This window comes from Mesorhizobium sp. GW821-FHT07A06, from assembly GCF_059419085.1.
Genome location: NZ_JBWKRC010000002.1, coordinates 39012 through 60677, shown reverse-complemented (window position 1 = coordinate 60677; position 21666 = coordinate 39012). Strand labels below are relative to the sequence as shown.

The following is a 21666-nucleotide window of genomic DNA, read 5'->3' as shown; positions in this document are numbered from 1 at the left end:
ACTGGAGCCCGTGTTATGGACCGGGTGGCGCTCAGATATCCAGCACTTCCGTCTCCGCGAATTCGGCACGCTCCTGGATGAAGCGGAAGCGGGCTTCCGGCTTGGTGCCCATCAGCGCGTCGACCGCGTCCTTGGTCGCGGCCTCGGCGTCGATCACGTCGACCCTGAGCAGCGTGCGCTTCCTCGGGTCCATGGTGGTCTCCTTGAGCTGCGAGGCCATCATTTCGCCCAAGCCCTTGAAGCGGCCAAGCTCCACCTTGCCGCGTCCGGTGAATTCGGTGCGCAGGAGCTCGTCCTTGTGCGCGTCGTCGCGGGCATAGGCGACCTTGCCGCCTTGCCTGATCGAGTAAAGCGGCGGCACCGCCAGATAGAGGTGGCCGCCACGCACCAGCGCCGGCATTTCCTGGTAGAAGAAGGTGATCAGCAGCGAGGCGATGTGGGCACCGTCGACGTCGGCGTCGGTCATGATGATGACGCGGTCATAGCGCAAATCCTCGTCGCGGTACTTCGAGCGTGTGCCGCAGCCAAGCGCCTGGATCAGGTCGGATATCTGCTGATTGGCGGCGAGCTTGTCGTTGCCGGCGCTGGCGACGTTGAGGATCTTGCCACGCAGCGGCAATACGGCCTGGCTGGCACGGTCGCGTGCCTGCTTGGCCGAGCCGCCAGCCGAGTCGCCTTCGACGATGAACAGTTCGGCACCAGCGGCCGCGTTCTGCGTGCAGTCGGCGAGCTTGCCCGGCAGGCGCAATTTGCGCACCGCGCTCTTGCGCGACACTTCCTTTTCCTGGCGCCGGCGCACCCGCTCGTCGGCGCGCGCGATTACCCATTCCAAGAGCTTCGAGGCTTCCTGTGGATTGTCGGCCAGCCAATGGTCGAATGGATCGCGGATCGCGGTCTCGACAATGCGAATCGCCTCGATCGTCGCCAGCCTGTCCTTGGTCTGGCCAACGAACTCAGGCTCGCGGATGAACACCGACAGCATGCCCGCCGCCGAGATCATGACGTCTTCGGAGGTGACGATCGAGGCGCGCTTGTTGCCGACAAGATCGGCATAGGCGCGCAAGCCCCGGGTCAGCACGTTGCGGAAGCCGGCCTCGTGGGTGCCGCCTTCGCCGGTCGGGATGGTGTTGCAGTAGGAATTGATGAAGCCGTCGCCGCCGAACCACGTCACCGCCCATTCGAGCGAGCCATGGCCGCCTTGCTTTTCGCTTTTTCCCGCGAAGATTTCGCGGGTGACCTGAAAGTCGTCGCCGAGCGATGCCTTTAGATAGTCCTTCAGGCCGCCAGGAAAATGGAACTCCGCCTTGGGCGGCGTCTGGTCCTTTTCCTTGATCAGCGAGGGATCGCAGGTCCAGCGGATTTCCACGCCACCGAACAGATAGGCTTTCGAGCGCGTCATGCGATAGAGCCGCGCCGGTTCGAACGCCGCGCCCTTGCCGAAGATCTGCTCGTCGGGATGAAAGCGGATTTTCGTTCCGCGCCGGTTGTGGATCTCGCCAAGCTGCTCCAGGCCACTTACCGGAATGCCGCGCGAAAAGCGCTGGCGGTAGAGCTGGCGGCCACGCGCGACCTCGACCTCAAGATGATCCGACAGCGCGTTGACCACGGAAACGCCGACGCCATGCAGACCGCCGGAGGTTTCATAGACCTTTGAGTCGAATTTGCCGCCCGAATGCAGCGTCGTCATGATGACTTCGAGCGCCGGCTTCTTGAATTTCGGATGCGGATCGACCGGGATGCCGCGGCCATTGTCGGTAACGGTCAGAAACCCGTCGGCCGAAAGCTCGACATCGATGAAGGTGGCATGGCCGGCAACCGCCTCGTCCATCGAATTGTCGATGACCTCGGCGAACAGATGGTGCATCGCCTTGTCGTCGGTACCGCCAATATACATGCCTGGCCGGCGACGCACCGGCTCCAGGCCCTCGAGCACCTCGATATCGGCGGCGCTGTAACCCTCGCTGCCATCCTTGGTCGCTGGCGTGCGCTTGGCCGCAGCCTGCACAAGGGGATCCGCCGGGCGCACCGGTGTGCGAACCGGCTGCGGCTGCTTGTCCATGTTGCCGAAGAGATCGTTGTTGTCGTCCATGCCTGCCATAGGGTCCGGTGCTGCGAATCACCCGCCGATACTGCCACGCTTTTCAGCGCCAAGCGACGGAGGTTCCTGTTACGTTCGGGGATTGACCCCTCTTACCTTAAAACCATTCGATAACCAAGCGGGCGGAAATAGGTCCGATACCGCTGGCCGGGATTCCTGTTTCTTTAACAAAGCGGCCTAGCGTGAGCCCAACATAACAAGAAACGACGGGCATCAGGGGTTTCGGCGTGAGGGGCAAGGCCATAACGATGATCGGCATCGCCGCCGTTTTCGGCGCGATATCGATCTTTGCCGCGGATTTCTGGGTCAAAAGTCAGGCCAGGGCCGACGCCGAGGAGAAGACGGCGTCGATCGCTGCTCCGGCTCCGCCAAGGATCGAGTTCAAGACCATCGTGGTGGCGAACGCGCCGTTGCGCTACGGCATGGAAATCGACCGTGCAAAGCTGATCGAAATCCCGTGGCCGCAGGATTCCCTGCCGCAGGGTGCTTTTGCCACCATCGACGGGTTGCTTGGCGAAGGCAGCCGCGTCGTGCTGTCGCCGATCGAGGTCAACGAACCCGTGTTGCTGACCAAGTTGTCGGGGCCAAACGGCCGCGCGACGCTCTCCAACATGCTGACGCCGGGCATGCGCGCGGTCACCATCCGCACCGACGAGATTGCCGGTGTCGGCGGCTTCGTCACGCCGGGCGACCGCGTCGATGTCGTGCTGACGCGCGATGCCGGCGAAATCCAGGAGGTCGCCAAGAATGCGCAAGGGGCGGCCGGTTCGACCATCACGTCCGAGATCGTGGTTGCGGACGCCAAGGTGCTGAGCGTCGGGCAGGGCGCCGACGAGCGCCAGACCGCGCCGCAGGTGGCCAATTCCGTGACCATCGAGGTGACGACCGAGGGCGCGCAGAAAGTGGCGCTTGCCCGCACCGTCGGCACGCTGTCGCTGTCGCTGCGCTCAGCCAGCGAAGGCGGCGACGGCAAGAATGGCGTCACCACCATCTCTTCCTTCGGCGGATCGGTAGCGGCCAAGGCTCAGGCCGCGGCCGGCTCCTTGTTCGATGCAGTGACCAAGGAGCCGGAGAAGCCGAAATTCAAGACGGTCATCGTGACGCGCGGCACGAAGGCCGAGGAATATCAGGTTCCTGCGCGGGACCAGAAGTAAAGGCCGGTGGGGACCGGTCGGGACGGGGCAATGTTGATGCGTACCCTATATCGAATGGCAGGCCGGTTGCGCTTCGTGCGCACCCTGGGGATGGCGGTTGCCCTGGCTGCAAGCGGGATGCTTGGCTTGCCCGGCGCGGCCAGGGCAGGCAATGACGTCGTCTATGTCTCGGCGACCAAGAATGCGTCGATCAAGGTCGCCAAGGGGAAGCCCAGGACGATCGTGACGAGCGCCGCTTTCTACCAGATTGTCATCGGCGATCCGGAGATCGCCAACGTCAATCCGCTGACCGACAAATCCTTCTATGTGCTGGGCAACAATCTCGGTACGACCGGCATCGCTTTGTTCGACGAGAACAAGCAGCTTGTCGGCACCGTCGACATCGAGGTGACGCTCGACACGGATCAACTGGCCAGCACCATACGCGCCAGCGTGCCGGACGCCAAGATCAAGGTCGGTTCGGCCAATGGCCGTGTCGTGCTGTCGGGCGAGGCGGATGACGCTGTCGCCGCGGACAAGGCAAGCAAGATCGCCAGCCGCTTTTCCGGCAATGAAGAAGTGATCAACTCCGTCAACATCTCGTCCTCGCAGCAGGTCCAGCTCAACGTCCGCTTTGTCGAGATCAATCGTCAGGCAAGCCAGGATCTCGGCGCCAAATACAGCGCCAATTTCGCCTACGGCATTGGTGGACGCGACGTCACCATCGCTCCGGGAACCGTGCCGCCGGCTGGAACCGGAGAGATCATCGGCCGGCTGTTGTCGAACGGCGTGTCGATCGATGTCGCGATCAAGGCGCTGGAAGAGCGCGGCCTCGCCCGCCGGCTGGCCGAGCCGAACCTGATTGCCCGTTCCGGCGAGACGGCGAGCTTCCTGGCCGGCGGCGAATTTCCGATCCCGGTTTCCGAGGACAACGGCAAGATCTCCGTCAGCTACAAGAAGTACGGCGTCAGCCTCGACTTCACGCCGACAGTGCTCAAGGATGGGCTGGTCAGCCTCGACATCGCGCCGGAAGTGTCCTCGATCGATGCGTCGGCATCCTACAACATCGGCACCATCTCCGTGCCCGGTTTCATCGTGCGCCGCGCCAAGACCTCGGTCGACCTGAAGAACGGCCAGAGCTTCATGATCGCGGGGCTGCTGCAGTCGCAGAACGACATCACCACATCGCGCATTCCCGGCCTCGGCAAGATGCCCGTGCTTGGACCGCTGTTCTCGTCGAAGTCCTACCAGCGCCGCGAGACCGATCTGGTCATCATCGTCACGCCCTATCTGGTCAAGCCGGTCGACCCATCGAAGAAGATGGCTGAGCCGACCGACGGCACGCAGCCGGCCAGCAACGTCGACTATTTCCTCAACAACACCGAGGAAGTGAAGGCATCGGACACCGGTCGCGCGCTGGCGCTGGCTGATGGCAGTGCCGCACGAGCCACTCCCGCCACCACGGTCGGGCATTTCCTCGACCTGCCGAAGGACTGAAGTGCCATGCGTCTGATCCTGAGATCGAGCATCGCCTTGCTTTTGGCCGGCTTCGCCGCCGGCTGCACCAGCGACGACTATGTGCGCAGTGAAGGGCTGACGACCGGGGCCGGTAACGCCCAGGCCGCCAATACCGTCATGCAGATGGTCGATCCTTGGAAGTACGGTGTCCAGAACACCAGGCTTCTCGTGCCTGCCAAGCGTGGCGATGCCGGACCCGTCACCCCCGATCAGGCCGCCGCGTCGAAGGCGTCGCAGACGACCACGGGCAACTGACCCCAAAGGGCGATCGAGCCCACAGGCTGATAAAAATGGCAAACGGCATCAAGACCCGGAAAATCCTGCTCGTATCGACGGACAGGACCTTCGTGCAGGACACGCGGACGGCATTCGCCGCCTCCGAGATCATCCAGCTCTCGGCGGTGGAGAAGAGTGTCACCGAGTTGCGTGGCGAGATCCAGGAGGCCGATTTCGGCGCCATCATCGTCGACATGGACGCGGCCAGGCTGGAGGAGGTCGAGTCGCTGCAGCGCATCATGCGCCGGCTGGAGGGCAAGACACCGGTTGTCGTCGTCACCCAGGAGTTCAACGCGGCCGCGGTGCGCATCCTGGTGCAGCTCAAGGTCGCCGATTTCCTGGTCAAGCCAATCACAACGGCAGACCTGGTGCGCTCGGTGGTGCGGGCGTTGCAGGGGCCGGGACGGGAGGAAAACACCGAGTCGCAGATCTACACCTTCATGCCTGCCGCCGGCGGCGTCGGGACAACGACGCTGGCGCTGCAGACCGCCTTCCAGCTGCATCATTCGGTGACGCGTGGCGCCTCGACCTGCGTGGTCGATCTCAATTTCCAGCAGGGCGCCTGTGCCGAATATCTCGACCTCGAACCACGTTTCGACATCACCGAGATCGAAAACCAGCCCGAACGCCTCGACCGGCAGTTGCTCGACGTGATGCTGTCAAAGCACGCCAGCGGGCTGTGCGTGCTGGCCGCGCCGACCCACCCGGCGGAGATGCGCTCGTTCAAGACCGATGTCGTGGTACGCATGCTGGACCTCGTCTCGGCCTATTTCGACAATGTGGTCATCGACATGCCGCGCACCTGGTTTCCCTGGACGGAGACCGTGCTGCTCGGCTCCAACAAGCTCTATATCGTCGCCGAGATGACCGTGCCGTGCCTGCGCCACACGCAAAGGCTGATCCAGGCTGTCTATGAGACCGCCGGGAAGGAAGTGAAGCCGAACGTCATCGTCAACCGTTTCGAGCAGAAGATGTTCGACAACGGCATCAAGCAGGCCGACGTCCAGGAAATCCTTGGCGAGCATTTCGTCGGCGGCATCGCCAACAACTACCGGCTGGTGCGCGAGGCAGTCGACCGCGGCGTGCCGCTTCACGAAATCGACCCCAATGCCAATGTCGTCAACGACCTGAAGAGGATCATTCTTCCGGAGGAGGCAGCCGCGACCGGAGCCAAGTCGAAGTCGCTATTCGGTCTCGGGAAGGACTTCTTGAGGAGGAAGGCCGGATGACCAGCCGTTTTTCAACCCTGCAGAACCGTGACGCGCGGCCGCAGCGTCCGGCAGAATCAGCCCCGGTCGCGCATCATGCTGTCGTCATCCCGACCAGCCGGAAGGCCTTGCCGGCAAAGCCTGATATCGCACCGGCAAAGAACGCCAACAAGGTGCTCGATGCGCGCGTCCGCATTCACCGCATGCTGCTCGAGGAGATCAACCTCGTGGCGCTGGAGCGTTTGCCCAAGGAGGAGATGCGCCGGCAGGTGCATGATTTCGTTTCTGAAAAGACCCGCCAGGAGCGGATGGCGATCAACACCGTCGAATTAGAGGCGCTGGTCGACGATATCGTCGACGAGATGGTCGGCCTCGGTCCGCTCGAGCCGCTGCTCAAGGATCCGGACATCAACGACATCCTGATCAACGGCCACCAGAACTGCTTCATCGAAAAGAAGGGCAAGCTGCAGCAGGTCCATATCCCGTTCAAGGATGAGGCGCATCTGCTTAGAATCATTAACAAGATCGTCGCCGCGGTCGGCCGCCGCGTCGATGAATCGCAGCCGATGGTCGATGCGCGCATGCTTGACGGCTCGCGCTTCAACGCGGCCATCCGCCCGGTCGGCGTCGACGGGCCGCTGGTGTCGATCCGCAAATTCTCCAAGAACAAGCTCGGCCTTCACAAGCTGGTCGAATTCGGCGCCATCACGCAGAACATGGCTGAAGTGCTGGCGGCGGCGGTTCACGCCCGCAAGACGACGATCATTTCGGGCGGCACCGGTACCGGCAAGACGACGATGCTGAACGCGCTGTCGGCCTTCATCCCCGAGGACGAGCGGTTGATCACCATCGAGGACGCGGCCGAACTTCAGCTGCAGCAGCCGCATGTCGCGCGCATGGAGACACGTCCCGCCAACATCGAGGGCCATGGCGAACTGAAGCAGCGCGATCTCGTCAAGAACGCGCTGCGCATGCGCCCAGACCGCGTCATCCTCGGCGAGTGCCGCGGCGAGGAGGCCTTCGACATGCTGCAGGCGATGAACACCGGCCATGAGGGGTCGATGGCGACCATCCATGCCAACACGCCGCGCGATGCCATTTCGCGCCTCGAACAGATGCTGGGCATGACCGGTATGCCGATGACGGTGCAGTCGATCCGCAGCCAGATCGCCAGCGCCATCGATATCATCGTCCAACTGACCCGGCTTTCCGACGGCAAGCGCAAGGTGACGAGCGTCGCCGAGGTAACCGGCATGGAAGGCGACGTCATCCAGATGCAGGAGATTTTCCGCTTCGTGCGCACCGGCATGGACGCCGATGGCGGGATTCTCGGCTATTACGAGGCGACCGGCATCCGGCCGCGTTTCCTGGAAGATCTGCGCGCCATGGGCATCGAGTTTCCCGGACGCTATTTCGAACCCGGCCGGCCGCAGGAGTAACCAGGGTGTTCGACGGGCTGAGCGCGATCTATGTCGTCTATGCCGGGGCAGCAGTCACCGGCATCATGATCGCCGAGGCCTGCTATCTCCTCTACGCTGGCCGCAGCGACAAGCGCACCGCCATCAACCGGCGCATGAAGCTGCAGCAGAACAAGATCAGCCAGGAGCAGGTGCTGATCCAGCTGCGCAAGGAACGGGGTCTCGATGCAGGCACCTCGTTGTTCTCGCCGGACCGGTTCCGTGCCCTGCGCACGCAGTCGGGCATGATCATGCCGCTGTCGAGATTCCTGATGATCACCTCGGGCGTGGCGCTGGCCATGGCCCTGGTCGCCATCTGGCATGGCTTGCCGCTTTTGATGGGGATTGTCCTGTTCGTGGTGCTGGTGCCGCTGTTGCCGGTGGTGGTGATGCGCTTCAAGCGCAAGCGCCGGCTCAAGCGCTTCGGCATGCAACTGCCGGAGGCGCTGGAGCTGATAACACGCGGCCTCAAGGCCGGTCATCCCGTGCCGGTGGCCATTGCCATGGTGTCGCGCGAGATGCCCGATCCGATCGGCACCGAATTCGGCGTCATCGCCGATGAGGTCACCTATGGTTCCGACCTGGTCTCGGCGCTGAATTCGCTGTTCGACAGGGTCGGCCATGAGGATCTGCCGCTGTTCATCACCGCCGTCTCGATCCAGTCCAGTTCGGGCGGCAATCTGCGCGAGATCCTCGACGGTCTGGCGTTGACGATCCGCGAGCGCGGCAAGCTGCGCCGCAAGGTGCGCGCCATCTCGACCGAAGGCCGCATGTCGGCCTATATCCTGACGGCGATACCGGCACTTTTGTTTGCCGCCATCATGGCGCTGATGCCGGGCTTCTACCGCGATGTCTGGGACGAGCCGAAAACCTGGTACCTGATCGGCGGCTCGGTGACGTGGCTGATGCTGGGCAATCTGATGATGTTCAAGATGTCGAATTTCAGGTTCTGACATGCAGGGCCTCATCGAGTTCCTCGCTTCGCTTGCTCCGACCTCGTTGATGCCGGTGGCCGTCCTGTTGCTGGCCCTGGGCAGTGGCGCGGTCGCATGGCCGATGGTGGCGGCGAAGGGCGACCGCAACGAAGTGAAGCGCCGGCTCAAGGTCGACCAAGGTCCCGCGGCCGCGAAACCCGAGCCGCTGCAGAAGAAGAACGCCAATGTCGTGCGCGAGAAGGCGGTGAGGCGGGCACAGGAATTCTACGCCAAGAGCGATCCCGAAAATGTCGCCCGGTTGCGCATGAAGCTGATCCAGGCCGGCTATATGGAGCCGCGCGCCGTCGGCACGTTCTTCATCATACGCTTCTCGGCGCTGGTCGGCGCCGCGATCGGAGCGTTTGTCCTGAACCAATGGTTGGCCAATGCCGACGCGACGATGGCCAGCCGTTGGGCGTTCGTGATCCTGTCGGGCGTGGCCGGCTATTTCCTTCCTGGCCTTGTGCTGACCCAGAAGGTGCGGGAGAAGATGCGCGAATATCGCAACGGCTTTCCCGACTTCATGGACCTGATGATCGTCTGCTCGGATGCCGGCATGAGCATGGAGGCCGGCATCGAGCGTGTCTCCAAGGAACTCGCCAAGACCTATCCCGCGCTCAGCCAGAACCTGCAGCTGGTGTCGCTGGAACTGCGGGCAGGGCGCAGCCTCGACGATGCGCTGAAGGCGCTCGCCGACCGCCTCAGCCTGGACGAGGTCCGCTCCTTCGCCACGCTCCTGCAGCAGTCGAAGGAACTCGGCACCAGCCTGTCGGGCGCACTGCGCGTCTTCTCCGACGAAATGCGCCACAAGCGCATGTCGCTGGCCGAGGAAAAAGCGCACGCTCTGCCGGCCAAGATGTCGATACCGGTGACGGTGTGCATCCTGCCGGTGGTCCTGATGATCGCGGTCATCCCCATCATCGTGAAGATGACGGGTAGCCACTAGCCAATATTGATACCCTGGATCCTGGGCCGGCTACGCATCATCCGGCCCGAACGCGGCCTTGCGACGTGAGAACCCCATGCGAATAGTGTTGTGTGCCCTCGCTCTCGCCGCCGCCAGCCTGTGGCCGGCACAGGCCGCGGCCGACGATTGCGGCGATGCCGCCTCGCTTTTGCGGCAGGCTTATCCCAAGGTCCAGAAAAGCGCCGACGGCCGCTCGTTCACGCTCGAACCGCATACCAGCATCCCTCTCGCGGTCCCGCAGGACGGTATGCCGGGCCTGGTCTGCAAGGTCTGGCCAGCGCATAACGATCTGCTGCTGGTCGCGGTGCCGCTGATCGACAGCGTCCAATCCGTCGACGGCCAGCATGTTGGCGACATCGAACTTCTGGTCGTCGACAGGAAGACCCTGCAGGTTCGCCAGCGCCTGCTCCAGCCCAGGCTGATGAACGACGATGCCGTCGCCATCCGCGGCATCGAATTCGACACCGGCCGCTATGGGCTGGCGCCCGGTGTCACCGCCTTCGGCCTGCGCATCGACAAGGCCAACCATTCACAGCCCAATCCGTTCAACGAAACCGACCTGCGGCTCTACGCCATCGCCGGCAACGCGCTGCGCGCGGTGCTCGATGGGCTCGTAGTGGCCGGCTTTGGCGGCGAAGGCGACACCAATTGCGCGGGATCGTTTCATTCGAGCAAGGTGAGCCTGGCGATGAGCCCGAAGATCCATCGCGGCTACCACGACATCATCGCGGTCGAGCGGCAGGATACCGACGAGCCGTTCCCCGACAAGGATGGCGAGTGCCAGTCGCATCCCGGCAAGTCGGTGAGCCGGACCGACCGGCTGCGCTATGACGGCAGCCGTTATCCGGTTCCGGCGGCGCTCAAGGCAATGGACCCGCCGTAAGAAGGGGGTTCGCACCTGCTCGCGGCGTTGCGGCCAGTGGTTAATGGTCGGTATTGCGGAAACCAAATCTTAGGGGCATTTCGGCACCGAAGCTTAATCGCTGTGCTGTAGTGTCTTTCCCTGAAGAACGACCCGACAAATCGGGCGACGGGGCAGGGCATGCGTCAGACAAAATTTGCGGCGGTGGCCACAATGGCGGCCGTCTTGATGATCACCGGGTGCACGACGAACAACAACGTCGACACGACCAAGACCACCGCGATCCAGCCGGCCGCCAGGGATGTCGATACGTCCGATCTGGCGCAAGGCAAGGCGCAGTTTCGCGATGCGAATTACGGCCTCGCCGAACAGCATTTCCGCAAGGCCGTCGAGCTGAAGGCCGACAATGCGGAGGCCTGGATGGGGCTCGCCGCCTCCTATGACGAACTCGGCCGCTTCGATTTTGCCGACCGCGCCTACGGCCAGCTCCTGAAGGTCGCCGGCCGCAAACCGCAGATCGTCAACAATATGGGTTATTCGCAACTGCTGCGCGGCAACAAGAAGAAGGCCAGGGCACTGCTGCTGGAGGCGAAGGCCGGCATGGCCGACCCCACGGTCGTCAACGCCAATCTGGCGCTGCTCAACAAGGGTTGATGCCGTCCTCGTGCCGGCCAAGGGTACGGTTTCGGGACAGGTGGCATCGACGCTTTGTAAACCCTAACCGCAGCTTCGGTCGAAAGATCGGCTTAAAGCCATGATCGAGGGCTGCCGCTGACCTAGAATGCGGCTAACCGCCGACGCTCGAGAGGCCCCCGCCCGAAATGCTGGATTTCAGTTCGCTCCTGCTCGCGGCCGCGCTGTCGGGCACCTGTCTGGCCGTTACCATGTTTGCAATCTGGTTCACCGCGCCGCGGGCGCGTTTCGTGCTGACGGTGGCGTGCGGCATTCTCGTCCTCGTCGCGCATGTGATCCTGTTCTGGCGATACACCAAGGAGCCGGATCCGTTGCTTTGCCAGATCGCGCTGGCGCTGCTCAGCCTGGGCTTCCTGATCCTCTGCATTTCGGCCATGCAGTATCTTGGCGTGCCGGACCACAGGCGTGCGGTCGTGCCGACCCTTGCCGCCATGGCAATCTGCGCGGCCTTGACCTTCCTCGGCCTTGACGGTGTCGGCTTCATCGTCACCTACGCGACGGTGACCGTACTGCTGTCGACGATCGGGGCCATGTTCTGGGTCAATGGCAGTCATGATCGCCGCATCCTGCTCGTGGTCTCGTTCCTGAGCGGCACCTGTGCGCTGTCGTTTGCCCTTTGCGGCATGGTTCTGCTGGCCAAGGCGCAATGGACGCTCGGCGTTGCCCCCGACAATTGGGCCGAACGTCTGAATTCCGTCGTGGCGGTGGCCTGCATGACCGGCCTCGGCGCCTTGACGCTCTCGCTGCATCATCTGCAGGCACAGATCGAGCTGAAGGCCGAGACGATGACCGATCCATTGACCGGGCTGATGAACCGTCGTGGGTTGACGTCGCTCCACGGCGAGCGGTCCTTCGGTCCCTTCACGGCGATCGTCATGTTCGACCTCGATCACTTCAAGAGGACGAACGACATATACGGTCATCCCATAGGGGATCAGGTCCTGTGCCGCTTCGCCGCCGTCATCCGGAAATATGCCAGGACCGGCGTCGACGCCTTTCGACTTGGCGGCGAGGAGTTCGCCGTCGTCATGTCGCGGATGACGGAAGAGCGGGCCTATGATCTCGCCAGCAAGATTGGCGTGGCCTTCGGCACCGAAATCGTTGCCAGTCCGCTCGGTCCATTGCGTAGCACGGTCAGCGGCGGAATCGGCTTTGGCGGCACCGACGGCAGCAGCCTCGACGAAGTGCTGGCCGAGGCGGACGCCGCGCTCTACGCGGCCAAGCGCGCCGGCCGAAATTGCGTCATCAGCCGCAAGAGGATGGGCAAGGCCGAACCGGTCGAGCCGGCCTTGCGCTCAGCTTAGGCCGAGAGACCGCTATTCGGCCGCTCCCAGATAATCCGACAGCGGCGGGCAGGAGCAGACCAGGTTGCGATCGCCAGCGACATTGTCGATGCGCGACACCGGCGGCCAGTACTTTGCCGCTGTGTCGGCGTCGCCGGCGGGGTAAGCCGCTTCCAGGCGTGAGTAGGGGTGGGTCCACTGTCCGGCCAGCGTCTCGGCCGCGGTGTGCGGCGCGTTGACCAGCGGGTTGTCGGTCAGCGGCCATTCGCCCTTCGCCACCTTGGCTGCCTCGCCGGCGATCGCGATCATCGCCTCGCAGAAGCGGTCGAGCTCGCGCTTGGGCTCCGACTCCGTCGGCTCGACCATCAGCGTGCCGGCGACCGGAAACGACATGGTCGGCGCGTGGAAGCCGTAGTCGATCAGGCGTTTGGCGATGTCATCGACGCTGATGCCGGCGCTCTCCTTGAGCACACGCGTGTCGAGGATGCATTCATGCGCGATGCGATCGTGCCGGCCCTTGTAGAGCAGGGGGAAATGCGGCGCGAGCCGTGTCGCCACGTAGTTGGCCGAGATGATGGCAGTCTCCGTTGCCTGCTTCAGGCCCGCAGCGCCCATCATGCGGATATACATCCAGGTGATCGGCAGGATGGAAGCGCTGCCGAACGGTGCGGCCGACACGGCATGCGCCGAGCCTTCGGTGACATGGCCCGGCAGATAGGGCTTCAGATGCGCCTTGACGCCGATCGGGCCGATGCCGGGGCCGCCGCCGCCATGCGGGATGCAGAAGGTCTTGTGCAGGTTCATATGGCAGACATCGGCGCCGATGTCGGCAGGACGTGCGAGGGCGACGAGCGCGTTGAGGTTGGCGCCGTCGAAATAGACCTGGCCGCCATGCTCGTGAATGAGGGCACAGAGGTGACGGGCGCCTTCCTCGTACACGCCGTGCGTCGAAGGATAGGTGAACATCAGCGCCGCGAGGTTTTTGGAATGCTCGTTGGCCTTGGCCCGCATATCATCCATGTCGATATTGCCGTCCTCCAGGCAGCGCACGACGACGACGCTCATGCCAGCCATCGCGGCACTTGCCGGATTGGTGCCGTGGGCGGAAGAGGGGATCAGGCAGACGGTGCGGTGGCCTTCGCCGCGCGAGCGGTGATAGGCGCGGATGGCGAGCAGGCCGGCATATTCGCCCTGGCTGCCGGCATTGGGCTGCAGGCTGACCGCGTCGAAACCGGTGATTTCGGACAGCCAACCTTCCAACTCACCGATCATGGCGCGATAGCCGGCCGAATGGCTGGCCGGCGCGAAGGGATGCAGATTGGCGATGCTTGGCCAACTCACCGGCATCATTTCGGCCGCGGCGTTGAGCTTCATGGTGCAGGATCCGAGCGGGATCATGGAGCGGTCGAGCGCCAGGTCCTTGTCGGCCAGCCGGCGCAGAAGGCGCATCATGTCGGTTTCCGACTTGTTCTCGTTGAAGACCGGCTGGGTCAGGAACTCTTTTCCCCGCGGCTTGCCGGGCACCGTGCTGCCGGCCGAAGGCCCGGCCTTGGCGCCGAACAGGGCCGCGATCGCGTCAAGATCGGCGTCGGTCGAGGTTTCGTCGAAGGCTATGCCGACATGGTCGGCATCAAGCACGCGCAGCAGCCGGCCGGTTTTTTCGGCGGCTTCGGCAATCTCCGCGGCCTTGCCCTTTACCTCCACCGTCACCGTGTCGAAACGGCTGGCGCCGAGCACCGGCACGCCTGCCGCTTGGAGACCGCTTGCCAGACGGTTGGCCAGCGCGTGGATGCGCCCGGCAATCGCCTGCAGCCCGGCGGGACCGTGCCAGATGGCATAGGCCGTCGCCATGTTGGCGAGCAGCGCCTGCGCCGTGCAGATGTTGGAGGTCGCCTTGTCGCGGCGGATATGCTGTTCGCGCGTCTGCAAGGCGAGGCGGTATCCGGGCCGGCCCTTGCTGTCGGTCGACTGGCCGACCAGGCGGCCGGGCATCAGCCGCGTCAGCCTGTCGGAGACGGCGCAATAGGCGGCGTGCGGGCCGCCAAAGCCCATCGGCACGCCAAAGCGCTGCATCGGCCCGACGGCAATGTCGGCGCCGAGTTTCGCCGGGGCGTCGGTCAGCGTCAGGCCGAGCGGGTCGGCGATGAAGACGACCAGCGCGCCGGTGGCGCGGGCCTTGTCGATCGCCGCCTTGTGGTCGCCATAGACGCCTGATGTATCGGGCCAGGAGACGAGCAGGGCAGCCGTGTTGTCGTCGATCGTCTCGCCGTCGATCTCGATGCCGAGCGGTTCGGCGCGGGTGCGTACCACATCCAGTGTCTGCGGATGCGGCGTGCCGGCAAGTGCCACCTTGGTGCGTTTGTCGCGATGGTGGCGCAGCGCTATGCCGACCGCTTCGGCGACAGCGGTTGCCTCATCCAGCAGCGAGGCCGACGCCACCGGCAGGCCGGTCAGTTCGGTGACCAGCGTCTGGAAATTGAACAGCATTTCCAGACGGCCCTGGCTGATCTCGGCCTGATAGGGGGTATAGGCCGTATACCAGGCCGGATTCTCGAACAGATTGCGCTGGATGACCGGCGGGACGTGGACGCCGTGATAGCCTGCGCCGATGAAGCTCTTCAGCACGGTATTCCCAGCCATTGTCGCCGACAATTCGGCCAGTGCTTCGGCTTCACTCGCCGGCGCCGGCAGGGCCAGCGGCAGGTCGAGGCGAATCGATTGCGGCACGGCCTGGCTGATCAGTGTCTCGACCGAGGGGACGCCGATCACCGCAAGCATGGCTCTGACATCGCTGACATCAGGACCGATATGGCGGGCCGAGAAGGGGGTAAGTGCTGCGCTCATCGTTTCTAAGTCCTGTTATCAGCCGATATGGGCTTTGTAGGCGGCCTCATCCATGAGGCTGGCGAGCTGGCTTTCGTCGGCAAGCTTCATCTTCCACAGCCAGCCGGCACCGGTTGCCGCCGAGTTGACCAGCGAGGGGTCAGAAGACAGCGTACCGTTGGCCTCGGTGATCTCGCCGTCGACCGGCGCGTAAACGTCAGAGGCCGCCTTGACGGATTCGACCACGACTGCGGTATCGCCCTTGCTCAGCTTCTTTCCCGTTTCCGGCAGTTCGACGAAGACGAGGTCGCCCAGCTGTTCCTGCGCATAGTCGGTGATGCCGACGGTGGCGATGCCGCCTTCGACGCGGAGCCATTCGTGATCCGATGTGAAATAGGTCTTTGCCATGCGGTCTATCCTTTGCGGTAGCGATGAGGGGTGAAGGGCAGGGAACTGATATCGACAGGGATTTTCGTGCCGCGCACGTCGGCGAAGACCCGTGTGCCGGGCTTTGCCAGCGATGCGGCGACATAGCCCATGGCGACCGGATGGCCAGCAGAGGGGCCAAAGCCGCCCGATGTGACATGGCCTGCGGGATTGCCGTCGGCGTCGAACAGGGCAGCACCGGCGCGCACCGGCTGGCGGCCTTCCGGCTTCAGACCGACACGCTTTTGCGCCGGGCCGCGTTCCACGGCGGCGCGCAGGGCGTCGGCGCCGATGAAGGCGCCAGACGCGCGGATGTCCTTGGGGATCGCCCACATCAGCGCGGCGGCGGCCGGGTCGGTCTCCGGCGTGATGTCCTGGCCATGCAGGCAAAGCCCCGCTTCCAGCCGCAGGCTGTCGCGCGCGGCAAGGCCGATCCACAGCACGCGTTCATCCTCGAGCAGCTTCGCCACAAGGTCGCGCGCATCGGCCTCGGGCAGGCCGATCTCGAAACCGTCCTCGCCGGTATAGCCGGACCGGCTCATGAACCAGTTCTTTCGCGGCTCGACACCGTGCATGAACAGCAGCGAACCGGTCTCGATGCCGGCGCGGGACAGCACGGCCCAGGCTTCGGGTCCCTGTATGGCCAGGAAGACGCGGTCGAGCGGCTCGACCTTCACGTCAAAATTCGCGGCCAGCTCGCGCAGATGCTTTTCGTCGGCGACGGCGTTGCCAGCATTGGCGACGACCATAAAGCGGTCGGCGCCGAGGCGGGTGACGATCAGGTCATCGAGGATGCCGCCTGCCTCATTGAGGAAGAACGTCAATTTGGATTGCGAGATTTCGAGCGCGCCGACATCCAGCGGGCAGGCACGGTTGAGCAGCGCAACCGCTTGCGGTCCGCTGACCTCGAACAGTTTCATGTGCGAGATGTCGAAGAGCCCCGCATGTTCGCGGGCATGCAGATGTTCCTTCATGACGCCGGCCGGGTAGGTCAGCGGCATCGACCAGCCGGCGAAGGCGCCGAAGCGCGCACCGGCGGCTGTGTGGATATCTTCGAGAGGAAGGTGTCTTGAGTCGTCGCCCGTCATGTCGTCTCCAGAGTCGCACGCAATCGGCCGCGAATGGCGACCAGTCCGTGCCCCTCTGTCTGAAGCCTGAGAGACTCGCGCAGCCGGAACTCTGTCAGCGGCGCTTACACCTTCGGCGCGGGGGCAAGCCCCGACTTTCCAGAGTGTCTTTCCCGTCTACGGTTCTTTTTGCCTGAGAGATTTCGGGCGATTTCCCCTTCGGCGGCAGCTCTCGCTGCTCTCTCCCGCAAACAGGTAGGACTCAAAACCTCAAGTCCTCGACGCGCCATCCATAGCCCGACGGCGACACCTTGTCACCTCCCCGCGACATCAAAGGTGCGTTGCGCCGACAAGTCTTCGCTAACCACGCCGTTTGCCGGTTTTTCAAGACACTCCTGATATGGAAGGCCGATGTAGCGCTTTGGGGCGACGGGGACGACAATGGGCGAATTGATCATGAGCGCGCCGGTGGCGGGGCTGACCTCGAAGAACCGCATCGCCCAGGAGGACGTGGTGATGCTGCGCCGCGATGTGTTCGCCGATGGCGTGGTGACGCGAGGCGAGGCGGAGGCGTTGTTCGCGCTCGACCAGACGGCGCGGGACAAATGCGCGGACTGGGCACCGTTCTTCGTCGAAGCGGTGACCGATTACATCGTCCACCAGGAAAAACCGTCCGGCTACATCTCGCAGGACAATGCCGACTGGCTGATCCGCACCATCTCGCGGGACGGCATGGTCGACAGCAGAACCGAACTCGAATTGCTGGTCCATGTGTTGGAAGAGGCAAGATCGTCGCCAGACGAGCTTTGCGTCTATGCGCTGGAGCAGGTCGCCCATGCCGTTATCGATGGCAAGGGGCCGCTGATGCTGGGTGGTGCGCTGGTGCCAGGCCTGATCGCCAGGGCGGAAGTCGAGCTGCTGCGCCGCATCCTCCACGCCCATGGCGGCGACGGCAACATCGCCATCACCCGCATCGAGGCCGAGGTGCTGTTCAGGATCAACGAACAGACCGCCCAGGCCAAGAACGATCCGTCCTGGAACGACCTGTTCGTCAAGGCGATCGCCAATTTCGTCATGTGCTCAGCCGGCTATGAAGCCCCGACCCGCGATGTGGCGCTACGCCAGGAAACCTTCCTCGAGCACGCCGATCCGGAAATCGGCGGTTTCTTCAGCCGGATGGTCTCCGGTGGCATGGCCGGCATCATCGAAGCCTATCGGTCCCCGGATGACATCGAGGCCGAGTGGGAAGCCAAGAACAGGGCGGCGGAGGCTTTGGCCCGCCGCGCCGAAACGATCGATGCCGGCGAAGCCAAATGGTTGGTGGAGCACATCGCGGCGGACCGTCCCCTCTACGACAACGAGCGCGCGCTGCTGACCCTCATCAAGCATGCCTCGCCGTTGATCCATCCGGCGCTGAGGCCGCTGCTCGACAAGGTCGCCTAAGCACAGCCGTCCGCGGCGATTATCTTGCGCAGGACAATGTTGGAATGCCCTTCGGGCCATCCTGCGAACTCGGCGACGCGCTGGAAACCGGCTTTCTCGTATAGGCCCGGCGCTTGGAAGTCGTGGCTCGACACCCATATTCGCCGAGCCCCACGGCTGGCAGCCTCGGCAACAAAGGCATCGAGCAGCTGCCTTGCATACCCAAGGCCTCGATAGGCCTGGTCGACCCACATCAATTGAAGTTCCGACGTGCCTGCCCACGAGTAGCCGGCCGCCACAGCAATTGCCCGTCCCGCTCCGTCGCGGATCACAAAGGCCAGCCCTCGATCATCGCCGCAGCCTGTGAGTCGCCGGTTTTCGCTGTGCAGGTGCTCTTCCAGCACACTCAGTTCGACGGGCGACAGGTCGTGCTCGGCGCTTATGAAGGCGGTCATCAAATCCCGCCGTACCAGTCATAGCCATTGTCTTCCCAATAGCCGCCGCGGCCGCCGCCGACATTGGCGAAACCGTCGACCAGTTCGATCTTGTAGAGATATTTCGGCATCTTGTAGCCGAGCTGGCGCTCGACCCGGACGCGCAGCGGCGCGCCGTTCTCGACCGGCAACGGCTTGCCGTTCAGGCCATAGGCCAGGATCGTCTGCGGGTGGCGGGCGTCGATGAGGTCGATCGTGCCATAGTATTTGATGTCCCCGGACAGACTGCGGTCGATCGTATCGAGGCAGTGGAACATGACGTAGCGCGCTTGCGGCTTGACCACCGCCTGGTCGAGCACGAGCGACAGCGGCGTGCCGGTCCATTTGGCGATGCAACTCCAGCCTTCGACGCAGTCATGACGGGTGATCTGGGTGCGGCTCGGCATGTTCTGAAGCTGCTCGCGGCTGAGCGACAGCGGCTTTTCAACCAGTCCCGAGACTTCCAGCCGCCAGTCGGCGAAATTGTTGGCGAGCAGGCCTTTGTAGGTGTCATCGTCAGGAGCGGTGACGCCGTTCGGCCGTTGCGGCTGACGGATATCGGCCTCGGTGAATTCCGGCGCCAGCGCGTCACGCCCGGCAAGCCAGCGCTGCGCGCGATATGTCAGGCCATTGGCGTTTTCGAGGAAGCTGCGCAGGCCGCTGCCGATGCTCAGCTGGCTGTCGAAAGCGTCGCATCCCGACAGCATGATACCGGAGGCGCCAAGGCTGGCGGCGGTCAGGAATTTTCTGCGGCTGATCTGGAACTTCGCCATCTCAGGCACTCCTTTCGGTCGTCTTGTCGTCATGCGCGGGAGGATCCGTGCGGTACCAGCCGGTGATGATCGAGCGCAGTTCGTTGATCGGGCCGGCGGCAAGGATCATCAGGATGTGAATGATGAAGAAGCCGACAAGCAGCAGCATGACGGTGAAATGGATGGTGCGCGCCGTCTGCCGGCCGCCAAGTATCTCGTTGAGGAAGGGCAGTACCGAATTCATGCTGGGCGACATGGCAAGGCCGGTGATGATCATCAGCGGCAACAGCACGAACAGCACGCCGCCATAAGCCATCTTCTGCAGCGTGTTGTATTCGCGCGTGTGGTGGAATTTCAGCCTGGCGTGGTCGACGATATCCCGTGGCAGCCGCTTGAGATCGTCGAGCCGCGGGGCGAGATCGCGCCTGATATGGCCGTTGATCAGGCTGGCGACCAGCCAGACGATCAATGTCGTCGTCAGGATCCAGGCGAAGAAGAAATGCACGACGCGGGCGGTGCCGAGATCATAGTAGGAGGGAATGGTCGCCCAGGACGGGAAGCCGCGCGCCGTCTCGTTGCCTGGCGGACCTGACCAGCCGAGCACGCCCGTCGTGTTGAAGCGGTGCCCGAAAATTTCGGTATAGCCGCGAGGACCGGTATCGGTGTTCTCGGCGCCGATTTCGAAGATGGTATTGTTGTATTCGAAGCCGGACTGCTTGCCGATGTAAAGCTGCGGCCGCGCGTTGAAGATCTGCAGGCCGGAAAGCAGCATGAAGAACAGCGAGATGGCCCAGATCCAGTGCGTCAGCCGTGTCCAGCGCGACTGGCGGTAGACCAGTGTGCTGTCACTCGACGCGGGAGCATCCGGTCCGGTGGCGGATTGGCTTCTGGCAACCGTTTCCATCTTGTCTCTTCTCCCGGCCTCGCGGCGTGGCCTGTGCGTTCATTGTCCTCCTGATACGTCGCGATCCAAACCGATGTTTCATCCGATCACGGATTTATTACGGACCGCCCAGGCTGACGGCGAGATTGACGGCCGCGGCGACGATGACCGTGTTGAAAAAGAACGACAGGATGGAATGGACAAGCACGACACAACGCATATGCGTCGTCGAGATGTTGGTGTCGGCGGTCTGCGCCGTCATGCCGATGACCGTCGAGAAATAGAGGAAATCCCAGCCTTCCGGACGCTTGTCACCCGGGAACAGCAATCCGCCGACCGGGATTTTTGTCTTGGTCTTGGTGTCGACCTCGTCGCCGTCCATCCAGTAGACATGCGCATAATGAAGTGCCGCCATGGCATGGATGGTGAACCAGCCGAGCGGGATCGACAGCAGCGCGAAGATGAGTTCGACCGGGTGGCCTCTGTCCTTCTGGTTGATCAGCAGGAACAAGGAGACAAGGGCAACGCCGACAACGACAAGCGTGACGGCGAAGATGACCAGCACCGGCTGGTCGGTGGCCCGCGCATTCTTGCTCAGATATTTGCCGGTGAATTTGGGCATCTGGCTGACGACAAGAATGACGTAGGCGGCAAAAAAGGCGTTGGCGCCGATCGAGTAGGCGAGTGGGGCGTGCAGCAGCAACGCCACAAGCAGCGCAAGCGCGCCGAAACACGCGGACATGGCGAACAGCATGTGGCGCTGCATGGGTTTTTGCACGGGGATTTCGGCGGCCATGGTGGTTCCGACCCTGGATGGCGCTCTGTTCTAGCTCGGTGTGGCGGATTTCAGGGCGCGCCGCAAGATACGGTCGAGTTCGCCGAGGAACCGCGAGCGGTCCTGCGGCGCGAAGGAGGCGTTGTAGCCCTTGCTCTCGCCGGTCTCGCGCAGATGCTGCTTGAGGTCGCGCATGGCCACCGCCATGCCGATGGTTTCGGGTGTGAACGGGCGTCCGGTGGGGCCAAGCACGTGCGCGCCGAGAGCCACGGCGCGCGCCGCGAGCGGAATATCCGCGGTCACCACGACATCGTTGGATTTGGCGTTCTCGACGATCCAGTCATCGGCGGCGTCAGCTCCCTTGGAGACCACGACGTTGCGGATCATCGGATCGCGCGATGGCCGCAGGCCGCCATTGGAGACGTGGGTGACGACGACGCCAAGGCGCTCGGCGACTTTCTCGACCTCGGCCTTGACCGGGCAGGCGTCGGCGTCGACGTAAATGGCGGGTGCGGGCATTGCCTCTCCGAAACGGGCAGGGGCCGGTACATGTCCGGCCCCTGCCTGAAATCTTAC

At 63.6% G+C, this 21666-nt stretch carries 20 protein-coding genes and 1 riboswitch; of the genes, 11 read left to right on the top strand and 9 right to left on the bottom strand.

Annotation, left to right across the window (positions count from 1 at the left end; translation table 11 throughout):
* Nucleotides 1–31 precede the first annotated feature (31 nt).
* Nucleotides 32–2089 (bottom strand): DNA topoisomerase IV subunit B, encoded by a 2058-nt coding sequence (gene parE / locus AC07SZ_RS05710; protein ID WP_494913696.1) that lies wholly within the window; start codon nt 2087–2089, stop codon nt 32–34.
* 236 nt (nt 2090–2325) lie between these two features.
* On the opposite strand from parE, the gene cpaB reads away from it, so the two are divergent.
* From cpaB to AC07SZ_RS05660, 10 genes are all read left to right on the top strand, one after another.
* Nucleotides 2326–3252 carry a Flp pilus assembly protein CpaB gene (gene cpaB, locus AC07SZ_RS05705; protein WP_494913694.1) on the top strand — a complete coding sequence of 309 codons (927 nt, stop codon included), beginning with the start codon at nt 2326–2328 and terminating at the stop codon, nt 3250–3252.
* Between the two features lie 36 nt (nt 3253–3288).
* Nucleotides 3289–4728 carry a type II and III secretion system protein family protein gene (locus AC07SZ_RS05700; RefSeq protein WP_413814135.1) on the top strand — a complete coding sequence of 480 codons (1440 nt, stop codon included), beginning with the start codon at nt 3289–3291 and terminating at the stop codon, nt 4726–4728.
* Nucleotides 4729–4734: 6 nt separating this feature from the next.
* Nucleotides 4735–5004 (top strand): hypothetical protein, encoded by a 270-nt coding sequence (locus AC07SZ_RS05695; protein ID WP_056572257.1) that lies wholly within the window; start codon nt 4735–4737, stop codon nt 5002–5004.
* A 35-nt stretch (nt 5005–5039) separates the two neighbouring features.
* Nucleotides 5040–6254, top strand: a complete 1215-nt coding sequence (locus AC07SZ_RS05690; protein WP_056572255.1) for a CpaE/TadZ family protein — start codon at nt 5040–5042, stop codon at nt 6252–6254.
* Entirely contained in the window at nt 6251–7672 is a 1422-nt protein-coding gene (locus tag AC07SZ_RS05685) for a TadA family conjugal transfer-associated ATPase (RefSeq protein WP_056572253.1), read from the top strand. The genes AC07SZ_RS05690 and AC07SZ_RS05685 overlap by 4 nt, the downstream gene beginning before the upstream one ends.
* Nucleotides 7673–7677: 5 nt before the next feature.
* On the top strand, nt 7678–8643 hold the full coding sequence (locus AC07SZ_RS05680; RefSeq protein ID WP_494913692.1) for a type II secretion system F family protein: 966 nt from the start codon (nt 7678–7680) through the stop codon (nt 8641–8643).
* A 1-nt stretch (nt 8644) separates the two neighbouring features.
* A complete protein-coding gene (locus AC07SZ_RS05675) occupies nt 8645–9610 on the top strand; it encodes a type II secretion system F family protein (protein WP_494913691.1) in 966 nt (321 codons plus the stop codon).
* A gap of 76 nt (nt 9611–9686) precedes the next feature.
* The gene (locus tag AC07SZ_RS05670) at nt 9687–10514 is read left to right on the top strand and encodes a PA3715 family protein (protein ID WP_494913689.1); all 828 of its coding nucleotides are present in this window, start codon (nt 9687–9689) and stop codon (nt 10512–10514) included.
* Between the two features lie 159 nt (nt 10515–10673).
* A complete protein-coding gene (locus AC07SZ_RS05665) occupies nt 10674–11147 on the top strand; it encodes a tetratricopeptide repeat protein (protein ID WP_056572245.1) in 474 nt (157 codons plus the stop codon).
* A gap of 167 nt (nt 11148–11314) precedes the next feature.
* Nucleotides 11315–12490, top strand: coding sequence for a GGDEF domain-containing protein (locus AC07SZ_RS05660; RefSeq protein WP_056572243.1), 1176 nt, complete (start codon nt 11315–11317; stop codon nt 12488–12490).
* Between the two features lie 12 nt (nt 12491–12502).
* Here the strand turns inward: AC07SZ_RS05660 and gcvP are convergent, their stop codons facing one another.
* Genes gcvP through gcvT form a run of 3 tightly spaced genes read right to left on the bottom strand, consistent with a single transcriptional unit; the run spans nt 12503 to nt 16806 of the window.
* The gene (gene gcvP, locus AC07SZ_RS05655) at nt 12503–15313 is read right to left on the bottom strand and encodes an aminomethyl-transferring glycine dehydrogenase (RefSeq protein ID WP_494913686.1); all 2811 of its coding nucleotides are present in this window, start codon (nt 15311–15313) and stop codon (nt 12503–12505) included.
* Nucleotides 15314–15331: 18 nt separating this feature from the next.
* Complete coding sequence (gene gcvH, locus AC07SZ_RS05650; RefSeq protein ID WP_056572239.1) at nt 15332–15700, bottom strand: glycine cleavage system protein GcvH; 369 nt, start codon at nt 15698–15700, stop codon at nt 15332–15334.
* 5 nt (nt 15701–15705) lie between these two features.
* Nucleotides 15706–16806: a glycine cleavage system aminomethyltransferase GcvT gene (gene gcvT / locus AC07SZ_RS05645; protein ID WP_494913684.1), complete on the bottom strand. Its 1101-nt coding sequence runs from the start codon at nt 16804–16806 to the stop codon at nt 15706–15708.
* Between the two features lie 149 nt (nt 16807–16955).
* Nucleotides 16956–17043, bottom strand: a riboswitch (glycine riboswitch).
* A gap of 183 nt (nt 17044–17226) precedes the next feature.
* On the opposite strand from gcvT, the gene AC07SZ_RS05640 reads away from it, so the two are divergent.
* On the top strand, nt 17227–18228 hold the full coding sequence (locus AC07SZ_RS05640; RefSeq protein WP_056572235.1) for a hypothetical protein: 1002 nt from the start codon (nt 17227–17229) through the stop codon (nt 18226–18228).
* Here AC07SZ_RS05640 and AC07SZ_RS05635 read toward each other — a convergent pair.
* The 5 genes from AC07SZ_RS05635 to AC07SZ_RS05615 all read right to left on the bottom strand — a co-directional run bounded on the left by AC07SZ_RS05635 (nt 18225) and on the right by AC07SZ_RS05615 (nt 21609).
* Complete coding sequence (locus AC07SZ_RS05635; RefSeq protein WP_056572233.1) at nt 18225–18662, bottom strand: GNAT family N-acetyltransferase; 438 nt, start codon at nt 18660–18662, stop codon at nt 18225–18227. The two genes, AC07SZ_RS05640 and AC07SZ_RS05635, sit on opposite strands and share 4 nt — an antisense overlap.
* Complete coding sequence (locus tag AC07SZ_RS05630; protein WP_056572231.1) at nt 18662–19453, bottom strand: molybdopterin-binding protein; 792 nt, start codon at nt 19451–19453, stop codon at nt 18662–18664. The genes AC07SZ_RS05635 and AC07SZ_RS05630 overlap by 1 nt, the downstream gene beginning before the upstream one ends.
* A gap of 1 nt (nt 19454) precedes the next feature.
* Entirely contained in the window at nt 19455–20336 is an 882-nt protein-coding gene (locus AC07SZ_RS05625) for a cytochrome b/b6 domain-containing protein (protein WP_494913682.1), read from the bottom strand.
* Nucleotides 20337–20433: 97 nt separating this feature from the next.
* Nucleotides 20434–21111 (bottom strand): DUF1345 domain-containing protein, encoded by a 678-nt coding sequence (locus AC07SZ_RS05620; RefSeq protein WP_172373595.1) that lies wholly within the window; start codon nt 21109–21111, stop codon nt 20434–20436.
* 30 nt (nt 21112–21141) lie between these two features.
* Nucleotides 21142–21609, bottom strand: a complete 468-nt coding sequence (locus tag AC07SZ_RS05615) for a YaiI/YqxD family protein (protein ID WP_494913680.1) — start codon at nt 21607–21609, stop codon at nt 21142–21144.
* Between the last annotated feature and the right edge of the window lie 57 nt (nt 21610–21666).